This is a genomic window from Steroidobacter denitrificans (assembly GCF_001579945.1).
Classification (GTDB): Bacteria; Pseudomonadota; Gammaproteobacteria; order Steroidobacterales; family Steroidobacteraceae; genus Steroidobacter; species Steroidobacter denitrificans.
In genome coordinates, this window is sequence record NZ_CP011971.1 from 3,200,175 (window position 1) to 3,215,974 (window position 15,800).

8 protein-coding genes are annotated in these 15,800 nt (G+C 63.2%); 7 read left to right on the top strand and 1 reads right to left on the bottom strand.

The window, feature by feature from the left end; translation table 11 throughout:
• The first annotated feature begins 10 nt into the window (after window positions 1-10).
• A complete protein-coding gene (locus ACG33_RS14315; protein WP_083537009.1) occupies window positions 11-2,224 on the top strand; it encodes a YgiQ family radical SAM protein in 2,214 nt (737 codons plus the stop codon).
• A 33-nt stretch (window positions 2,225-2,257) separates the two neighbouring features.
• Here ACG33_RS14315 and ACG33_RS14320 read toward each other — a convergent pair whose 3' ends face one another.
• A complete protein-coding gene (locus tag ACG33_RS14320) occupies window positions 2,258-2,851 on the bottom strand; it encodes a class I SAM-dependent methyltransferase (RefSeq protein ID WP_066922194.1) in 594 nt (197 codons plus the stop codon).
• 390 nt (window positions 2,852-3,241) lie between these two features.
• Here ACG33_RS14320 and ACG33_RS14325 point away from each other — a divergent pair, with 390 nt between their 5' ends.
• The 6 genes from ACG33_RS14325 (at window position 3,242) to ACG33_RS14350 (ending at window position 15,777) form a co-directional block, all read left to right on the top strand.
• Window positions 3,242-3,646, top strand: coding sequence for an Hsp20/alpha crystallin family protein (locus ACG33_RS14325; protein WP_066922196.1), 405 nt, complete (start codon window positions 3,242-3,244; stop codon window positions 3,644-3,646).
• A 63-nt stretch (window positions 3,647-3,709) separates the two neighbouring features.
• Window positions 3,710-6,097 (top strand): endopeptidase La, encoded by a 2,388-nt coding sequence (gene lon, locus ACG33_RS14330; RefSeq protein WP_066922198.1) that lies wholly within the window; start codon window positions 3,710-3,712, stop codon window positions 6,095-6,097.
• A 452-nt stretch (window positions 6,098-6,549) separates the two neighbouring features.
• Entirely contained in the window at window positions 6,550-8,517 is a 1,968-nt protein-coding gene (locus tag ACG33_RS14335; RefSeq protein ID WP_066923508.1) for a PrkA family serine protein kinase, read from the top strand.
• Between the two features lie 42 nt (window positions 8,518-8,559).
• On the top strand, window positions 8,560-9,738 hold the full coding sequence (locus ACG33_RS14340; RefSeq protein WP_066922199.1) for a YeaH/YhbH family protein: 1,179 nt from the start codon (window positions 8,560-8,562) through the stop codon (window positions 9,736-9,738).
• A complete protein-coding gene (locus tag ACG33_RS14345; protein WP_066922200.1) occupies window positions 9,735-11,129 on the top strand; it encodes a SpoVR family protein in 1,395 nt (464 codons plus the stop codon). Before ACG33_RS14340 ends, ACG33_RS14345 begins: the two co-directional genes overlap by 4 nt.
• A 58-nt stretch (window positions 11,130-11,187) precedes the next feature.
• Window positions 11,188-15,777, top strand: a complete 4,590-nt coding sequence (locus ACG33_RS14350; protein ID WP_066922201.1) for a DEAD/DEAH box helicase — start codon at window positions 11,188-11,190, stop codon at window positions 15,775-15,777.
• The last annotated feature ends 23 nt before the right edge of the window (window positions 15,778-15,800 follow it).

The following is a 15,800-nucleotide window of genomic DNA, read 5'->3' on the forward strand; positions in this document are numbered from 1 at the left end:
CCTCCACATCATGCTGGCCGCACAAAACCTGTTCTCCTACCGCAAGTATTGGCCGGCCCGCTTCGGACCGGCACCCTTCCTGCCTATCTCACGCCTGGAAATGGACGCACTCGGCTGGGACAGTTGCGACATCATCATCGTGACCGGCGACGCCTACGTCGATCATCCCAGCTTCGGGATGGCCATCATCGGGCGCGTGCTGGAAGCCCAAGGGTTCCGGGTGGGCATCATCGCCCAGCCTAACTGGCACTCCACGGCCGACTTCGAGCGATTGGGCAAGCCGAATCTGTATTTCGGCGTGACCGCAGGCAACATGGATTCGATGGTGAACCGCTACACCTCGGACCGCCGCGTACGCAGCGACGATGCCTATACGCCCGATGGTCAGGGCGGCCGACGGCCTGACCGTTCGGTCATCGTGTATTCGCAGCGAGTCCGTGAAGCCTACGCCGATACACCCATCGTGATCGGCGGCATCGAGGCCAGCCTGCGCCGCATCGCGCATTTCGACTATTGGTCGGAAACGCTGCGACGCTCGCTCCTGCTGGACTCCAAGGCCGATCTGCTGGTGTACGGCAACGGCGAACGCCAGATCGTCGAGATTGCCCATCGGCTGGCCAAGGGCGAGTCCATCGACACCATCACAGACCTGCGGGGCACCGCTTTCGCGCGGCGCACCCTGCCGGAGGGCTGGACCGAAATCGACTCCACCTCGATCGACGAACCCGGTCGGCTGAGTCCGCCGATCGATCCCTACGCGGTGAAGCGTGATACAGCGGCCGGCACCCCGGCGCCCGCAACCAAGGTGGCGCACCTGCACCGGCAGATCCCCGGTCCGGCGCGCAAGGAATCATATATCCGCATACCGTCCTTCGAAGCGGTGCGCAACGATGCAGTCTTGTATGCTCACGCCTCGCGCATCCTGCACATGGAAGCGAACCCCGGCAACGCCCGCGCACTCGTGCAGCGGCACGGAAATATCGATGTGTGGCTGAACCCGCCGCCGATTCCGCTGACTTCCAAGGAAATGGATGCGATCTACGATCTGCCGTATCAACGGGTACCGCACCCTTCCTACGGTCAGCGCAAGATCCCGGCCTACGAAATGATCCGCTTCTCGGTCACCATTCAGCGGGGTTGTTTCGGCGGCTGCACGTTCTGTTCCATCACCGAGCATGAAGGACGCATCATCCAAAGCCGCTCGGAGGACTCGATCGTCCGTGAAATCGAGTCGATGCGCGATACGATGCCGGGATTCACCGGCGTCATCTCGGATCTGGGCGGACCCACCGCCAACATGTATCGTCTGGCATGCAAGTCACGCGAGATCGAGTCGGCCTGCCGCCGACCATCCTGCGTCTACCCGCGCGTCTGCCCGAACATGAGCACGGACCACACGGCGCTGATCAAGCTTTACCGCAAGGCCCGTTCCCTGCCAGGCATCAAGAAGGTGCTGATCAGTTCGGGCGTACGCTACGACCTTGCGGTGGAATCGCCGCAATACGTCAAGGAACTGGTGCAACATCATGTGGGCGGCTATCTCAAGATCGCTCCCGAGGCGATCAGCGAGGGTCCGCTGTCGAAAATGATGAAACCGGGCATAGGAACCTATTTCCGGTTCAAGGAATTATTCGACCAGTATTCCAAGGAAGCAGGGAAGGAACAATATCTCATCCCCTATTTCATCGCCGCCCATCCCGGCACCACCGATGAGGATATGCTGGAGTTGGCGTTGTGGCTGAAGCAAAACAGTTACCGCATCGATCAGGTGCAGGCCTTCCTGCCGTCACCGATGGCGACCGCGACGGCCATGTGGTATTCGGGCAAGAACCCGCTGCGCAAGGTGACGCGTACCAGCGAGACCGTGCCCATCCCCAGAGGATTGAAGATCCGCCGCCTGCACAAGGCGTTTCTGCGCTGGCATGACGCCAACAATTGGCCGATGCTGCGCGAAGCGCTCAAGCGCATGGGACGCACCGACCTCATCGGTTCGGGCAAACGTCACTTGATACCGGCCTGGCAACCGGCAGGCACCGGTGAAGCGCACGAAGGCCGGCGCATGCCCACGCACACTGGATCGGCCAGACTCCAGCCTGCGCGGACGCAGCACACCGGACTTCAGGGAGTGTCGCCGTCCGCGGCGAACACAGAAAAAGCCACGCCGGCCTCGGCGACCGCCCGGCGCGGACCGGTACGTCGACGCTACGGCAAACGCAGACCCTGACGCCGAACGGAAGCCGCCGTCGCGCGGCGGCGCTCATTCACGCGGCCGCTCCAGTTCCCACTGCGGGAACGACACGCCGCGGCGCACATGGATACCGAAGCCGGCGTAACGGAAATGGCGTGAAAGCCGCGAGCGGTACCATTGCGACTCACGCAAGTGAATACTGGTGTCGCTGCAGGAACGGTCGGCATGGTGCCGCCAATCCTCTACGGTGGGAGCATAAAAATACAATGCCCCGCGGCACAACCGCCCCAGATTGGCCATCGCGCGTCGTGCGTCGCGCTCGGGCAGATACTGCATGACATCGTGGCAAATCACGAGATCGAAGCGCGCCCGCGCACGATAGTCGGTGAGCGATCCCTCAACCCAGCCGTAACGCCGGCACAAATGCTCGCTGAACTCCAATCCCACGTAGGCGCTGCGGGGGAATGCATTCAGCATTGCCGGGCGCATCCAGCCCAGTCCGCAACCGGCATCCAGGATCCGGCGCACAGGCAACTGCCACTGCTTGAGGATGGCGGCCACCACGGCTGCGCGGCGCGCCATCTCGGCCGGCGTGGTCACACGCGTGCGAGGATCGCGATAAAAACGTTGATAAAATCCGGAATCGAAATCGTCTTGCGTCATGTTCTTGCGTCATGGGGATAGGTACCCGCGGGTTGCCGCTGACGGAATCTACCGACTGGGGCTGCCGGTCCTTTCATGCCAATCTCACAAAAAACCAGCCACGAGACCTGTGGCCGGTGCTGCAGGCTGGATCAGCATCGCAAGCTGGAATATGCCGCAGGCCGGAATGGTCGAAAACAAAGGCCGGCGGGGGTAGCTTATCAGCAGCCCCTTGCGTGTGCCCGCGAATATCCGCACAGAGCAGTCTCGTGACCGGAACTGGTGCGGACCGGCCGGGCCTGTTGTGGATCGGATAGAGTACGCTGACGGGGACAGGACGGCATCCGGCGGCGCCTTGACTACCGGATATCCGGCCCAAATTAGCAATCATGTCTCGATAGGAATCCAATCATGGCGATTCGCAACCCGCCCTCGTGGATGTGGGCTGAAGCCTGCGAAATGATCGACCGGGCGGAACGAATGCAACGGCAGTTCTTTCGCTTCGGGCAGGCGGTGCATGCCCAGGCGCGCTGGGAACCGCCGGTAGACATCGTGGCGTATGGAGCGGACATGCAAGTGACGGTCGCCCTGCCAGGCGTCGCACCGGAGCATATCGACGTGCGTACCGACAGCGGTCTACTGCTGATCGCCGCGCTGCGCCCGCCGCCCATGCAACGGAACATGACTGCGGTGCATCGATTGGAAATTCCCTATGGACGCTTTGAGCGGCGCATCGCCTTGCCCGCCGGACACTATGAACTGATGGAGCAGGCGTATGTGAACGGATGCCTCGTACTACGCCTGGCAATACGCTGAACTGGAGCCTTCATGACCGACTCTATACAGCATGATGAGCGGCCCGACGACGAGGTGGCTGCAATGACCGAGCAGGCGGCGAACGATGTCGCTGAGACGGGGAAACCGGACACGACGATCTCCGACGACATGCTGATCATCGTTCCGGTACGCAACCTGGTGCTGTTTCCCGGCACGGTCATGCCGGTGGCGATCAATCGGGAACGATCCCTTGCCGCTGCCCAAGAAGCCGTTCGGTCTGAGCGCAAAGTCGGTTTTCTGCTTCAGCAGGATCCCGACCTGCACGCTCCGACCGGTCGCGACATGCACAAGATCGGCACGGCGGCGAACATCGTGCGCTATGTGACCGGTCAGGACGGCACCCATCATCTGGTCGTGCAGGGCGAGCAGCGCTTTCGTGTGCTCGACTATCAGAGCGGTCTGCCGTTCATGGTGGCACGGGTGGAATATCTGCCTGAATCCGCGACCAGCACCGAAATTGAAGCCCGCGCACTGAATCTGAAGCGGCTGGCCGCCGAGGTAGTGGCGCTGTTGCCGCAGGCGCCTGCCGAACTGGCCAATGCCATCCAGGCCATCGAATCACCCTCGACGCTCGCGGACCTGGTCACCAGCTTCATGGACATCAAATCCTCCGAGAAGCAGGAACTTCTGGAAACACTGGATTTGAAACTGCGCCTGGAGCGTGTCACGGAGATCCTGTCGAAGCGTATCGAGGTATTGCGTCTGCAGCGTGAAATCGAGGCTCAAACCCGCGAAGCCATCGATGAGCGCCACAAGGAAGTCCTGTTGCGCGAACAGTTGCACCAGATCCGCAAGCAGCTCGGCGAAGAAGGCGAAAGCGGCGCGGAAATCGCCGAACTACGCGAAGCCGCCGAACAGGCAGGCATGGCCGAGGAAGCGCTGGAACAGGCATACAAGGAGCTCAAGCGTCTGGAGCGCATGCCGGATGCCAGCGCGGAATATTCCATGCTGCGCACCTGGCTGGACTGGATGATCCAGCTTCCCTGGTCCAAGCTCGATGAGGAGTCGATCGATATCGCAAAGGCGCGCGAGGTCCTGGATGAGGATCACTACGGCCTCGACAAGATCAAGCGCCGCATCATCGAGTACCTTGCGGTACGCAAGCTCAACCCTCAGGGGCGCAGCCCGATCCTGTGTTTCGTCGGTCCGCCGGGCGTGGGCAAGACGTCTCTCGGCCAGAGCATCGCCCGGGCTCTGAACATCAAATTCGCAAGAGTCAGCCTGGGCGGCGTCCACGACGAAGCCGAAATCCGCGGTCACCGCCGCACCTACATCGGCGCACTGCCCGGTAATATCATTCATGCATTGCGCAAGGCCGGCACACGCAATCCGGTGCTCATGCTGGATGAAATCGACAAATTAGGCGCCGGCATCCAGGGCGATCCGGCCTCCGCCTTGCTCGAGGTGCTCGATCCGGAACAGAACAGCACGTTTCGCGACAATTATTTAGGCGTACCCTTCGATCTTTCGAAGGTGATGTTCATCGCCACCGCCAACATGCTCGACACCATACCGGGACCGTTGCGCGACCGGATGGAAATCATCGAGCTCACGAGCTATACGGAAGATGAAAAGGTCGAAATCGCCAGGCGCTACCTGGTGCGACGACAACTCGAGGCCAATGGCCTGAAACCTGGACAGGCGTCGATCACCGAAGCCGCTCTGCGGCAGCTGGCGCACGATTACACCCGCGAGGCAGGCGTGCGCAATCTGGAGCGCACTATCGGCTCGGTCCTGCGTCACGTGGCGGTACGTATCGCGGAAGCCGCCGTCGAACAGCAGGTGATCGATGTCGGCGATCTGCAGGCGATACTGGGTGCGCCGCGCTTCGAAAGCGAAGTGGCGATGCGTACCAGCGTACCCGGCGTAGCCACGGGACTGGCATGGACGCCGGTGGGCGGCGATATCCTGTTCATCGAATCGACGCGCGTGCCTGGAAACGGCAAGTTGATCCTGACCGGACAGCTGGGCGATGTCATGAAAGAAAGCGCGCAGGCGGCCCTGTCGCTGCTTAAATCACAGTCGTCACGGTTGGAACTCGATCCCGAGGCATTCGATCGCAGTGACGTGCACATCCACGTGCCCGCCGGCGCGATTCCGAAGGATGGACCCAGTGCCGGTGTCGCCATGTTCACATCCCTGGTATCGCTGTTCACCAACAAGACGGTAGCCAGCGGCCTGGCGATGACTGGTGAGATCAGCCTGCGCGGCCTGGTGCTGCCCGTGGGCGGCATCAAGGAAAAGACTGTCGCGGCCCACCGTGCCGGTATTCGCAAGATCCTGCTGCCCGCCCGCAATGCCAAGGACCTCGAAGAGGTGCCGCAGGTCGTACGCAATGACGTGGAATTCGTTTTCTGCGAACGAGTCGATGATGTCGTACGCGAAGCACTCGACCTTGCGCTCAAGACAGTATCCACCGAGGCGGCTTGAACCAAGTATTCGCCGCCCCGGCCTGCAGCACAGCGCATGCCCCGTCAGCATTCAATCGCATTGCAAGAACTCTCCGAAAAGAGTAATCAGGAGATATGTTCAGCAGGTTCCAATGAGACGCACGCACGCGTCCTGGATGAATTACCGCGGGTTTCCTGATGCCCTGAGTCTGCGGCTCTGGTCTTTACTTTCCCGCATTTCTCGCGGATTCCTGTATTTACGTCGTCGGTCCGCGAGGATTGCACGAGGGATTGCGCGCGCGCTCCCTGCCGGGAACATGTGCTCTCACGATGGGCTTCTACATGCAGGACGATGCCATACCCCGCTTTTGATCCAAAAGCATGTGAACTGTTTGCGGGAGTGCGTTGCCCAATGGATATATAGAGAGTTTTGCGCCTGGACTTGATCGTTGTAGCTTGATATTTGATTCGATCGGTGCGGAGGGCAGTTCGATGCAGTCAGACAGCCCCAAAGAAAACTTCTCCGGCGGAGAGAATTTCGTGGAGGCCTTGAGCGCCTACAGCCGGTGCCATCGTGCCAAGCATTGGTCGGGCACCTTCGGCGAATTTCTTCGTGCGATCGTCCCGGCGCAGGCACGCGCAATTGCACGCACCAGTCACGAATACCTGTGGGACATGCTGGTGTGGTTCGGCCGCAATGCGTCGAACAGCCCCGACGGCAATGGCGAAGCTGCAGATCCCCGCGAACTGTTCAAGCATGAACTGTTCGGCATCGACGACGCGCTGGGACGCGTTGTCGATTACTTCAAGGCCGCTGCGGCGGGATCCGATATCGGGCGACGGCTGCTGCTGCTGCTCGGTCCGCCTTCAGGCGGCAAGTCGACGATGGCCATCCTGCTCAAGCGAGGGCTGGAGGAATACAGTCACACGGACGATGGCGCCATATATGCCTTGCAGGGATCACCGATGCACGAATCGCCGCTCAATCTGGTTCCGGCCAGCCTGCGTGCGGATTTTCGCGATACTTATGGCGTCGAGATCCGCGGCGAACTCAGTCCTTGGGCGCGCGATCGGCTGGAGCGCGAATTCGACGGCGATTTTTTGCGCATGCCGGTGGACCGAATCTTCCTGTCCGAGGCATCCCGTATCGGCGTGGGTACCTATGCGCCGCATGATCCGACCACGGCCGATCTTGCCGACCTGGTCGGTTCCGTGGACTTGTCGAAGGTGGCGCAGTACGGCGACGAAGGTGATCCGCGCGCCTGGTCCTGGTCCGGCGCCGTCTATGCGGCCAGCCGAGGCGTGCTGGAGATGATCGAGATTCTGAAGGTCAAGCGCGAATTCCTGTATCTGCTGCTGACCTTGACGCAGGAACAAAACGTCAAGGTGTCGCGCTTCCCGCTCATCTACCTGGACGAGACGATCCTGGCGCATACCAATCTGGCGGAATTCCACAAGTTTCTACAGGAAAAGGAGAACGAAGCCCTGCTCGACCGCATGGTCATCGTCAAGGTGCCCTACACCCTGTCCTACCTGGAAGAATCACGTATCTACGGCAAGCTCGTCTCCGCCGCACCGGCGTTCCGCGATGTGCATCTGGATCCGCATGCTCTGCGGGTCGCCTCCGTGTTCGCCGTATTGACCCGGCTGCTCAAGCCAGAGCGCGAAGGATTGGATCTGACCAAGAAGCTGCGCCTGTATGCCGGGGAAAGCGTGGAAGGCTTCTCGGATTCCGAAATCGTACGCCTGCGCGCCGAGGTTCCCGAGGAAGGTCTGACCGGCGTCAGCCCGCGATTCATCGTGAACTCCATATCCAATGCCATCACGCGCAATGACAAGAAGAGCCTGACGAGCATGGAAGTTTTGCTGGCGCTGAAGGACTCCATCGAAACCGATGCTCGTATGGATACCAAGTCCAAGAAGTTGTGGATCGACTACCTGGTCCTGGCCCGCAAGGACTTCTACAACCGCTGGGTCAAGGAAGACGTACATCGTGCCTTGTTTGCCTCCTTCGAGGACGAAGCGCAAGAACTACTGGACAAGTATCTCGATGAGGTCGAAGCGTCGCTGGATCATCGTGAGGTAACCGACCCGATCACCGGCGAATCACGCGCCGCCGACGAACGCTTCCTGCGGTCGGTGGAAGATCAGATCAAGGTATCAGAGTCCGGCAAGCAGACCTTCCGCCAGGAGGTCGTGCGCAAGGCCATGGTGGCCTACAAGACCGGTGAAAAATTCACGCTCAACAGCCATGCGAGAATGCGCGAGGCGATCGAACAATACCTGTTCGAAGAGCGCCGTGACGTTCTGCGCCTGGTCACCTCGGCGGCACGCCCGGACGATGAGGCCCGTAAGAAAATCTCGGCGGTTCAAGACCGGCTCACGAGCGAGTATGGTTACGATGATCACAGCGCCAAGGAAGCGCTGAGCTATGTGACGACTTTACTGGCACAGGAGTAAGCAGTTTACGAGAAACGAGATTGTGAGCGAGATGAGCGAGAGATGAGCGAGAACACGTCGGACGAAACCAGCACTGCCGGCGGTGCCGGCGAGACCGGCTGGTACGACCTCTTTTCTCGCGGTGCGCGGGACTGGCTGCGTCATAACGATAAGATACGCGAGGCCGTGCGCCGGCATCTGCCGGAAATCATCGCCGGCGCGGATGTCCTGAGCGGCGGCACCAGTACGGTACGCGTTCCCGTACGCATGCTGGAACACTATCGCTTCCGCCTGCGCTCGCCCGGAGAGCAGCAGGGTGTGGGACAGGGACACGCCAGGCCGGGTGATCGGATCGGCCGCCCCCGGCAGGAAGACGAATCGCGGGGCCAAGGCGGCAACGAGGAAGGCACGATCCAGTATACCCTCGAGTTTCGCATCGACGACATCGTCGATTGGCTGTGGGAAGAGATGAAACTTCCCAACCTCGAGGCCAAGACGGGACGCGCCAAGGACGATGACTGGACACGCGAGGGCTGGGACCGCCGAGGGGCGCGTGCACGCCTGGACCGGCGCCGCTCGCTGAAGGAGTCCATCAAGCGCCGCGGCATGCAAGCTGAAAGCGGAGTCACGTCGCCGCCGTTCACCGATGACGATCTGCGCTTTCGTCAACTGGCGAAGCGCGAGCAGCCCGCCATGCAGGCCGTCGTCATTCTGCTGCTGGACGTCTCGGGCAGCATGGGTGAGCGCGAACGCCGGATTGCCAAGGCCTTCTTTTTCTGGGTCATCCAGGGTCTGCGCCGCCAGTATCGAGACCTGGATCTGGTGTTCGTGGCGCATACCTCGCAAGCCTGGGAATTCCAGGAAGAGGAATTCTTTCATGTCAGCGGCACGGGCGGAACGCTCGCTTCTGCAGGCCTGGAGAAAGTGCGCGAGATCATTCAGGAGCGCTACAACCCCAGTCAATATAATGTATATCTATTCTACGCCTCGGACGGTGAGAACTTCCCTTCAGACCAGATCCAGGCGCAGGCAGTGCTCAAGGAACTGGCGCGCGCCTGCAACTATGCAGGCTTCCTGGAAGTCTCGGTGCTCACCGGCGAGGAGCCCGACAGTGAGACCGGCAAGCTGTTTCTGGAACTCGCCGATGGAGACGGGCAGGTCGGCGCTTTCCGGGTCGCCGGCGTGGAAGACATCTGGAAAGCCGTGAGGTACTTCTTCGGTCAGCAGGCTCAAACCTCATGAACATCGAAGAATGGCAAATCTACGCCGCCAGGATCGAACAGCTGGCCGCGGATCAGGGCTTGAAGTACCACCCGGTCGAATTCGAAATAGTACCCGAAAATTTCATGACCGAGATCGCGATCTACGGTCTACCGGTACGCATGCCGCACTGGTCCTTCGGAGCACGCTATATTTACCAGTTGATTCAGCATCGAATGGGTTTGTCGCGCCTGTTCGAAGTCGTCTATCCCGGCAATCCGGGACGTGCCTATCTTGCCAAGAGCAACAGCATCGCCGAAAACGTGTTGGTCACGGCCCACGTGCTGGGACATGCAGACTTCTCCGCCAACAATCTGTTGTTCCGCCGCAGCCAGGCGGAAGTCGGCGAACACATCGTGGAACAGGCGGCGGCCCACGCACGCCGGATCAGTCAGGCCATCCAGGATCATGGCATCGAGGCGGTCGAGACCGTCCTGGATGCGGCACTGGCATTGGAACAGCACGTGGATATTCACCAAGGCCTGCGGCGTGAAAAATATCCCGAACGGATGCCGGATCGTGCGCCGCCCGCCGTCGACGAGTTTTCCCAGCGTTATGCCTTGCTGGGCCCCGATACTGCACGCCCGCGGATCAGTACCGGTCCCGCGAAGCGCACACCCACGCCGCCCCACCCGGAACAGGACTTATTGTGGTTCATCGCCCAGTACGCCCCGGACCTCGAGCCCTGGGAGCGTGACATCTTCCTGGCGGTACGCGAGGAATCGTTCTATTTCTATCCGGTGTTCGCCTGCCAGATCATGAACGAAGGCTGGGCTTCCTACTGGCACGCGCGCCTGCTCAGAGAAGCCGATTTCCTGCCTCAATCCTGTTACGTCGATGCAATCAAGTGCCATTCGGACGTCGTGCGTCCGACCGCCGGCAGCGAGCAAGTGGCGCTGTCCACGAATCCCTATCATCTGGGCTTCTCGATCTGGGAAAAAATCATCGAGCAACAGGGACTGGAACAGGCCCGCCGCATCATGAGCGAGGACGACGATTTCTCGTTCGTGCGCAACCATCTCACCCTGGAGCTGGCGACGGAGCTCGAGCTGTTCCGCTATGAAGGTCCTGCCAACGGAACGCTGGTCGTTCAGGATGTCGATCTGCCGGCGCTGCACGAGGCCTTGCTGAGCCCGAAGTACGGCTTCGGCGCACCGACCGTCAGCGCCGCGCACGTCCACCTCGACGGCAGGCTGGATCTGCTGCACGATCACGTCGCCGACGGCCGCGGCCTGGATCCGGAGCGTAGCCGCAAGGTTCTGGAATACATCGTCCGGGTGTGGCGCCGGCCCGTAACCCTGGCCACCGTGGACGGCAACGAGCATGGCATGGAGATCACCGTGTCGCCCTCGCTGCAGCTCGAAAGCGGCTAGACGTTATTCATGAACATTCGACGTCTATGGCTGCGCAGCCTCGGTTAAGCTTCATCGCATGAGCGCGCCGCTGCCATTCCATCCCGCCGTCGACGCCTGGTTTCGCAGCACCTTCGCCGCGCCCACGGCCGCGCAGACGCAAGCGTGGCCGGCCATCCAGTCGGGAAAAGACGTACTGATCGCCGCGCCCACGGGTTCCGGCAAGACCTTGGCGGCCTTCCTGGCCGCCATCGACGAACTCGTATGCGAAGGAGAACGATGGGGCTTGCCGGATGAGACACGCATCGTCTACGTCTCGCCGCTGAAATCGCTGTCGAACGACATCCACCGCAACCTGGAGGCACCGCTGTCCGGCATACGTGCGCGTCTGCTCGAAGCCAGGAGTGGAAATGCCTCCCGGACGCGCGGACCGGGCGACGTCGAGATCCGCACCTGGGTGCGCACCGGCGACACGCCCCAGCACGAGCGAGCACGGATGCGGCGCAAGCCGCCGCATATCCTCGTCACCACGCCGGAATCGCTCTACATCCTGCTCGGTTCACAATCCGGCCGCGACATGCTGGCCACGACGCGCAGCGTCATCATCGACGAAATCCACGCCGTCGCCGGCAACAAGCGCGGTTCCCACCTGAGCCTGTCACTCGAGCGGCTCGATGCGCTGACCGGACGCCGGCCCACGCGCATCGGACTATCGGCCACCCAGCAGCCCATCGAGGAGATGGCGCGGTTCCTGGTCGGCACGAAACACATCGCGCAGGGTAACGCCGACTGCCGCATCATCGACAGCGGCCATGCACGGCACCGGGATCTCGCCCTGGAGCTGCCCGCCTCACCCCTGGAAGCGGTGATGTCCGGCGAGGCCTGGACCCAGGTCTACGACCGCCTGGCCCAGCTCATCCGCGAACATCGCACCACCCTGATCTTCGTCAACACCCGGCGCCTCGCCGAACGGGTTTGCCGCCACGTGTCCGAGCGGGTGGACGCCTGGCACGCGGCCGGCGCAGACGCTGCCGATGCCACCCTTGCCGACATCTCCGACGTTGGCAGCACCGACGCCGATGCCGGCGCCGACACCGAAGCCCGCTGCACCCCGTCCGGCGCGCGGGCGCGCAAGCGTTCCCTCCGGCCATCGCTCGTCGCCGCACACCACGGAAGTCTCGCGAGGGAGTTGCGCTTCGATGCCGAGCAGCGGCTCAAGCGTGGCGAACTCAAGGCACTGGTCGCAACCGCCTCGATGGAACTGGGCATCGACATCGGCGAGGTCGATCTGGTGTGCCAGTTGGGCTCGCCACGGTCGATCAATGCCTTCCTGCAACGTGTCGGTCGCTCCGGGCACGCCGTGGGCGGCACACCGAAGGGTCGCCTGTTCCCCTTGTCCCGCGATGATCTGGCTGAATGCACTGCTCTGCTGGACAGCATCCGGCGCGGCGAGCTGGATCGATTGAAACTGCCGCTGCAGCCCCTGGACGTGCTGGCCCAGCAGATCGTCGCGGAAGCGGCGGCACGCGAATGCAGGGAGGACGAACTCCATGAGCTGCTGCGCGGGGCCTATCCCTTCCGCGCGCTCACCCGCGAATCGTTCGACGAGATCGTGCGCATGCTGGCGGAAGGCTTCACCACCCGCCGCGGCCGCCGGGGGGCGTTGCTGCATCACGACGCCGTCAACCATCTGCTGCGCGGGCGCAAGGGCGCCCGGCTGACGGCGATCACCTCCGGAGGCGCCATTGCTGACACGGCCGACTATCAGGTGATGCTGGAGCCGGAAGGACACGTGGTCGGATCGGTCAACGAGGATTTCGCGGTGGAAAGCCTGACGGGCGACGTGTTCCAGCTCGGCAACGCCGCCTATCGAATCCTGCGCATCGAACGCGGTACCGTCCGCGTCGAGGATGCTCGCGGTGAAACGCCGTCGATTCCCTTCTGGCTGGGCGAGGCGCCTGGACGCACCGATGAACTGTCGGCCGCGGTGTCGCGGCTGCGCAGCGATATCGCCGCGTACCGGCATGATGAACCTGCGGCGCTGGACCATCTGGTAAACACCGTGGGCATCGACACCGCCGCCGCGGCGCAGCTGCTCGCCTACTACACGGCCGCGCAGGCCGCGCTGGGCTGCCTGCCGACGCAGCGCATCATCGTCTTCGAGCGTTTTTTCGATGAAGCCGGCGGCATGCAGCTGGTGATCCATTCACCTTTCGGCGGCCGCATCAATCGAGCCTGGGGACTGGCACTGCGCAAACGTTTCTGCCGCACGTTCAATTTCGAGCTGCAGGCGGCCGCGACCGAGGACACGATCATCCTGTCGCTGACCACGGCGCACAGCTTCGAGTTGCAGGACGTGGCGCGTTTCCTGCGTCCCGACAGCGCGCGGGACATTCTCGTCCAGGCGCTCCTGGCCTCGCCCATGTTTACGACGCGTTGGCGCCGGAATGCCGCGATCGCGCTTGCCCTGCCGCGGTTTCGTGGCGGCAGGAAAGTCCCGCCGCAGCTGGCGCGCATGAACGCCGAGGATCTGCTCGCCGCCGTGTTTCCGGACCAGCTCGCCTGCGGCGAGAACCTGACGGGCGATATCGTGGTTCCCGATCATCCGCTGGTGCGCCAGGCGGTGCGCGACTGCCTGGAGGAAGCCATGGACATCGAAGGCTTCGAGCGGCTCTTGTCGGCGCTGGTCAAGGGCGAGCTGCGTATCGAGGCGCGCGACCTCACCGAGCCCTCGCCGCTGGCGCTGGAAGTTCTGTCGGCACGGCCCTACGCCTTCCTGGACGATGTCCCGCTGGAGGAGCGCCGCACCCAGGCGGTCCTCGCCCGGCGCTGGCTGGACCCGGAGTCGGCCACGGACATCGGCAAGCTCGACTCCGCCGCGATCGCCCGCGTGCGCGCCGAAGCCTGGCCGGACGCGGCCAGCGCGGATGAGCTGCACGACGCCTTGCTGTGGTTCATGTTCCTGTCCGAGGCCGAAGTGCGGCGCATGCCGGCGTGGCCGGCACTGATGCACGAGCTCATGACGCGCCGTCGAGCCTGCCGGCTGCACACCGACGCCGGCGTCTCGTACATCGCCACCGAGCGCATCCCGATGCTGCGCGCCCTCCTCCCAGGTGCCCGCATCGAAGCCGCGCACGCCGCCCCTTCGACTCATGAACCTGGGACTCATGAACCCGGGATCTGCGAACCTGCGGCGCATGAAAAGGCGTGGTCGTCCGAAGACGCGCTGCGCGAGCTGGTACGCGGACGCCTGGAGGGACTCGGGCCGGTATCGGCGGACGCCGTGGCGCCGGCGCTGGACCTGCCGGCCCGCCACATCGACGCCGCGCTGCTGGCGCTGGAAGCGGAAGGCACCGCGATGCGCGGCCGGTTCGAGCCGGGAGGCACCCAGTGGTGCGACCGCCGTCTGCTGGCCCGCATTCACCGCTACACGGTCAAGCGCCTGCGCGCGGAAATCGAGCCCGTGCAGGCGCGCGATTTTCTGCGCTTCCTGTTCGACTGGCAGCATGTGACGCCGGACTCCGGCATGCAGGGTCCCGATGCCGTGCCCGCCGTGCTCGCCCAGCTCGAAGGCTTCGAGGTGCCTGCCGGCGCCTGGGAAACGGAAGTTCTACCGGCACGCATCGCCGGATACGAACCCGCCTGGCTGGATGAGCAGTGCCTGGCCGGGCGCATCGTATGGGCGCGGCTGGCCAGCCGCGCCGGCGACGCCGGACGTGGCGCGGCGCCGGTGCGCTCGACACCCATCGCCCTGCTTTCCAGGCGCCACGTGCGCTACTGGACCGTGTTCACGGACCCGCCCCACTCCGGGTATCTCAAGTCCGGGCATCTCACCAGCAAGGCCCAGCAGGTCGCCGCGTTCATCCAGGCGCATGGTGCCTCCTTTTTCGATGAGATCGCCGAAGGCGTGCCGCTGTTGCCGAATCAAGTGAAGGACGCCCTTGCCGAACTGGTCGCACTGGGCCTGATGAACTCGGATGGCTTTGGCGGGTTGCGCGCCCTGCTGCTGCCCGCGGACCGCCGCAGGCCGGCGGCACGCGGCACGCGCCGGCGCAGCATGGCGATCTTCGGTATGCAGGACGCCGGCCGCTGGGCATGGGTACGGAAAGCCTCCGGAGGACAGCCGCCCGAGCCGGATTCTTCCGGCCGGGTCCCGACCGGCAGATCCGCGCAACGCCACCCGGGGACGGAAGCGATCGAGTATCTGTGCCACGGACTGCTGCGCCGCTGGGGCGTGGTGTTCTGGAAGCTGCTGGAACGTGAAGCCGGCTGGTTGCCGCCCTGGCGGGACCTGCTGCATTGCCTGCGGCGGCTGGAGGCACGCGGGGAGATTCGCGGCGGGCGCTTCGTGGCCGGTTTCTCGGGCGAGCAATTCGCCCTGCCGGAGGCCGTCGGCGCGCTGCGCGAGGTCCGTCGCCGGCCGATGCGGGATCAATTCGTTTCCTTGTCGGCGGCGGACCCTTTGAACCTGATCGGGATACTGACGCCGGGCGGGCGGCTGGCGTCGATCACGGGCAATCGGCTGCTGTATCGCGACGGCCTCCCCGTCGCCCTGCAAGCCGGCGGAGAGATCCGGTTCCTGGAATCCATGGATGAAAAAACCCAGTGGCAGACCAGGAACCTGCTGTTGCGCCGCCCGGCGCCGGCGCCGCTGGCCGGTCTGGCCTGAATCGGCCTGCCTGAAGCGACGCT

What these genes read in the sequence shown, in the direction of transcription:
- ACG33_RS14315 (WP_083537009.1), top strand. Translation starts at nt 11, where the DNA reads ATGCTGGCCGCACAAAACCTGTTCTCCTACCGCAAGTATTGGCCGGCC.
- lon (WP_066922198.1), top strand. Translation starts at nt 3,710, where the DNA reads ATGACCGAGCAGGCGGCGAACGATGTCGCTGAGACGGGGAAACCGGAC.
- ACG33_RS14320 (WP_066922194.1), bottom strand. Translation starts at nt 2,851, where the DNA reads ATGACGCAAGACGATTTCGATTCCGGATTTTATCAACGTTTTTATCGC.
- ACG33_RS14335 (WP_066923508.1), top strand. Translation starts at nt 6,550, where the DNA reads ATGCAGTCAGACAGCCCCAAAGAAAACTTCTCCGGCGGAGAGAATTTC.
- ACG33_RS14345 (WP_066922200.1), top strand. Translation starts at nt 9,735, where the DNA reads ATGAACATCGAAGAATGGCAAATCTACGCCGCCAGGATCGAACAGCTG.
- ACG33_RS14325 (WP_066922196.1), top strand. Translation starts at nt 3,242, where the DNA reads ATGGCGATTCGCAACCCGCCCTCGTGGATGTGGGCTGAAGCCTGCGAA.
- ACG33_RS14340 (WP_066922199.1), top strand. Translation starts at nt 8,560, where the DNA reads ATGAGCGAGAACACGTCGGACGAAACCAGCACTGCCGGCGGTGCCGGC.
- ACG33_RS14350 (WP_066922201.1), top strand. Translation starts at nt 11,188, where the DNA reads ATGAGCGCGCCGCTGCCATTCCATCCCGCCGTCGACGCCTGGTTTCGC.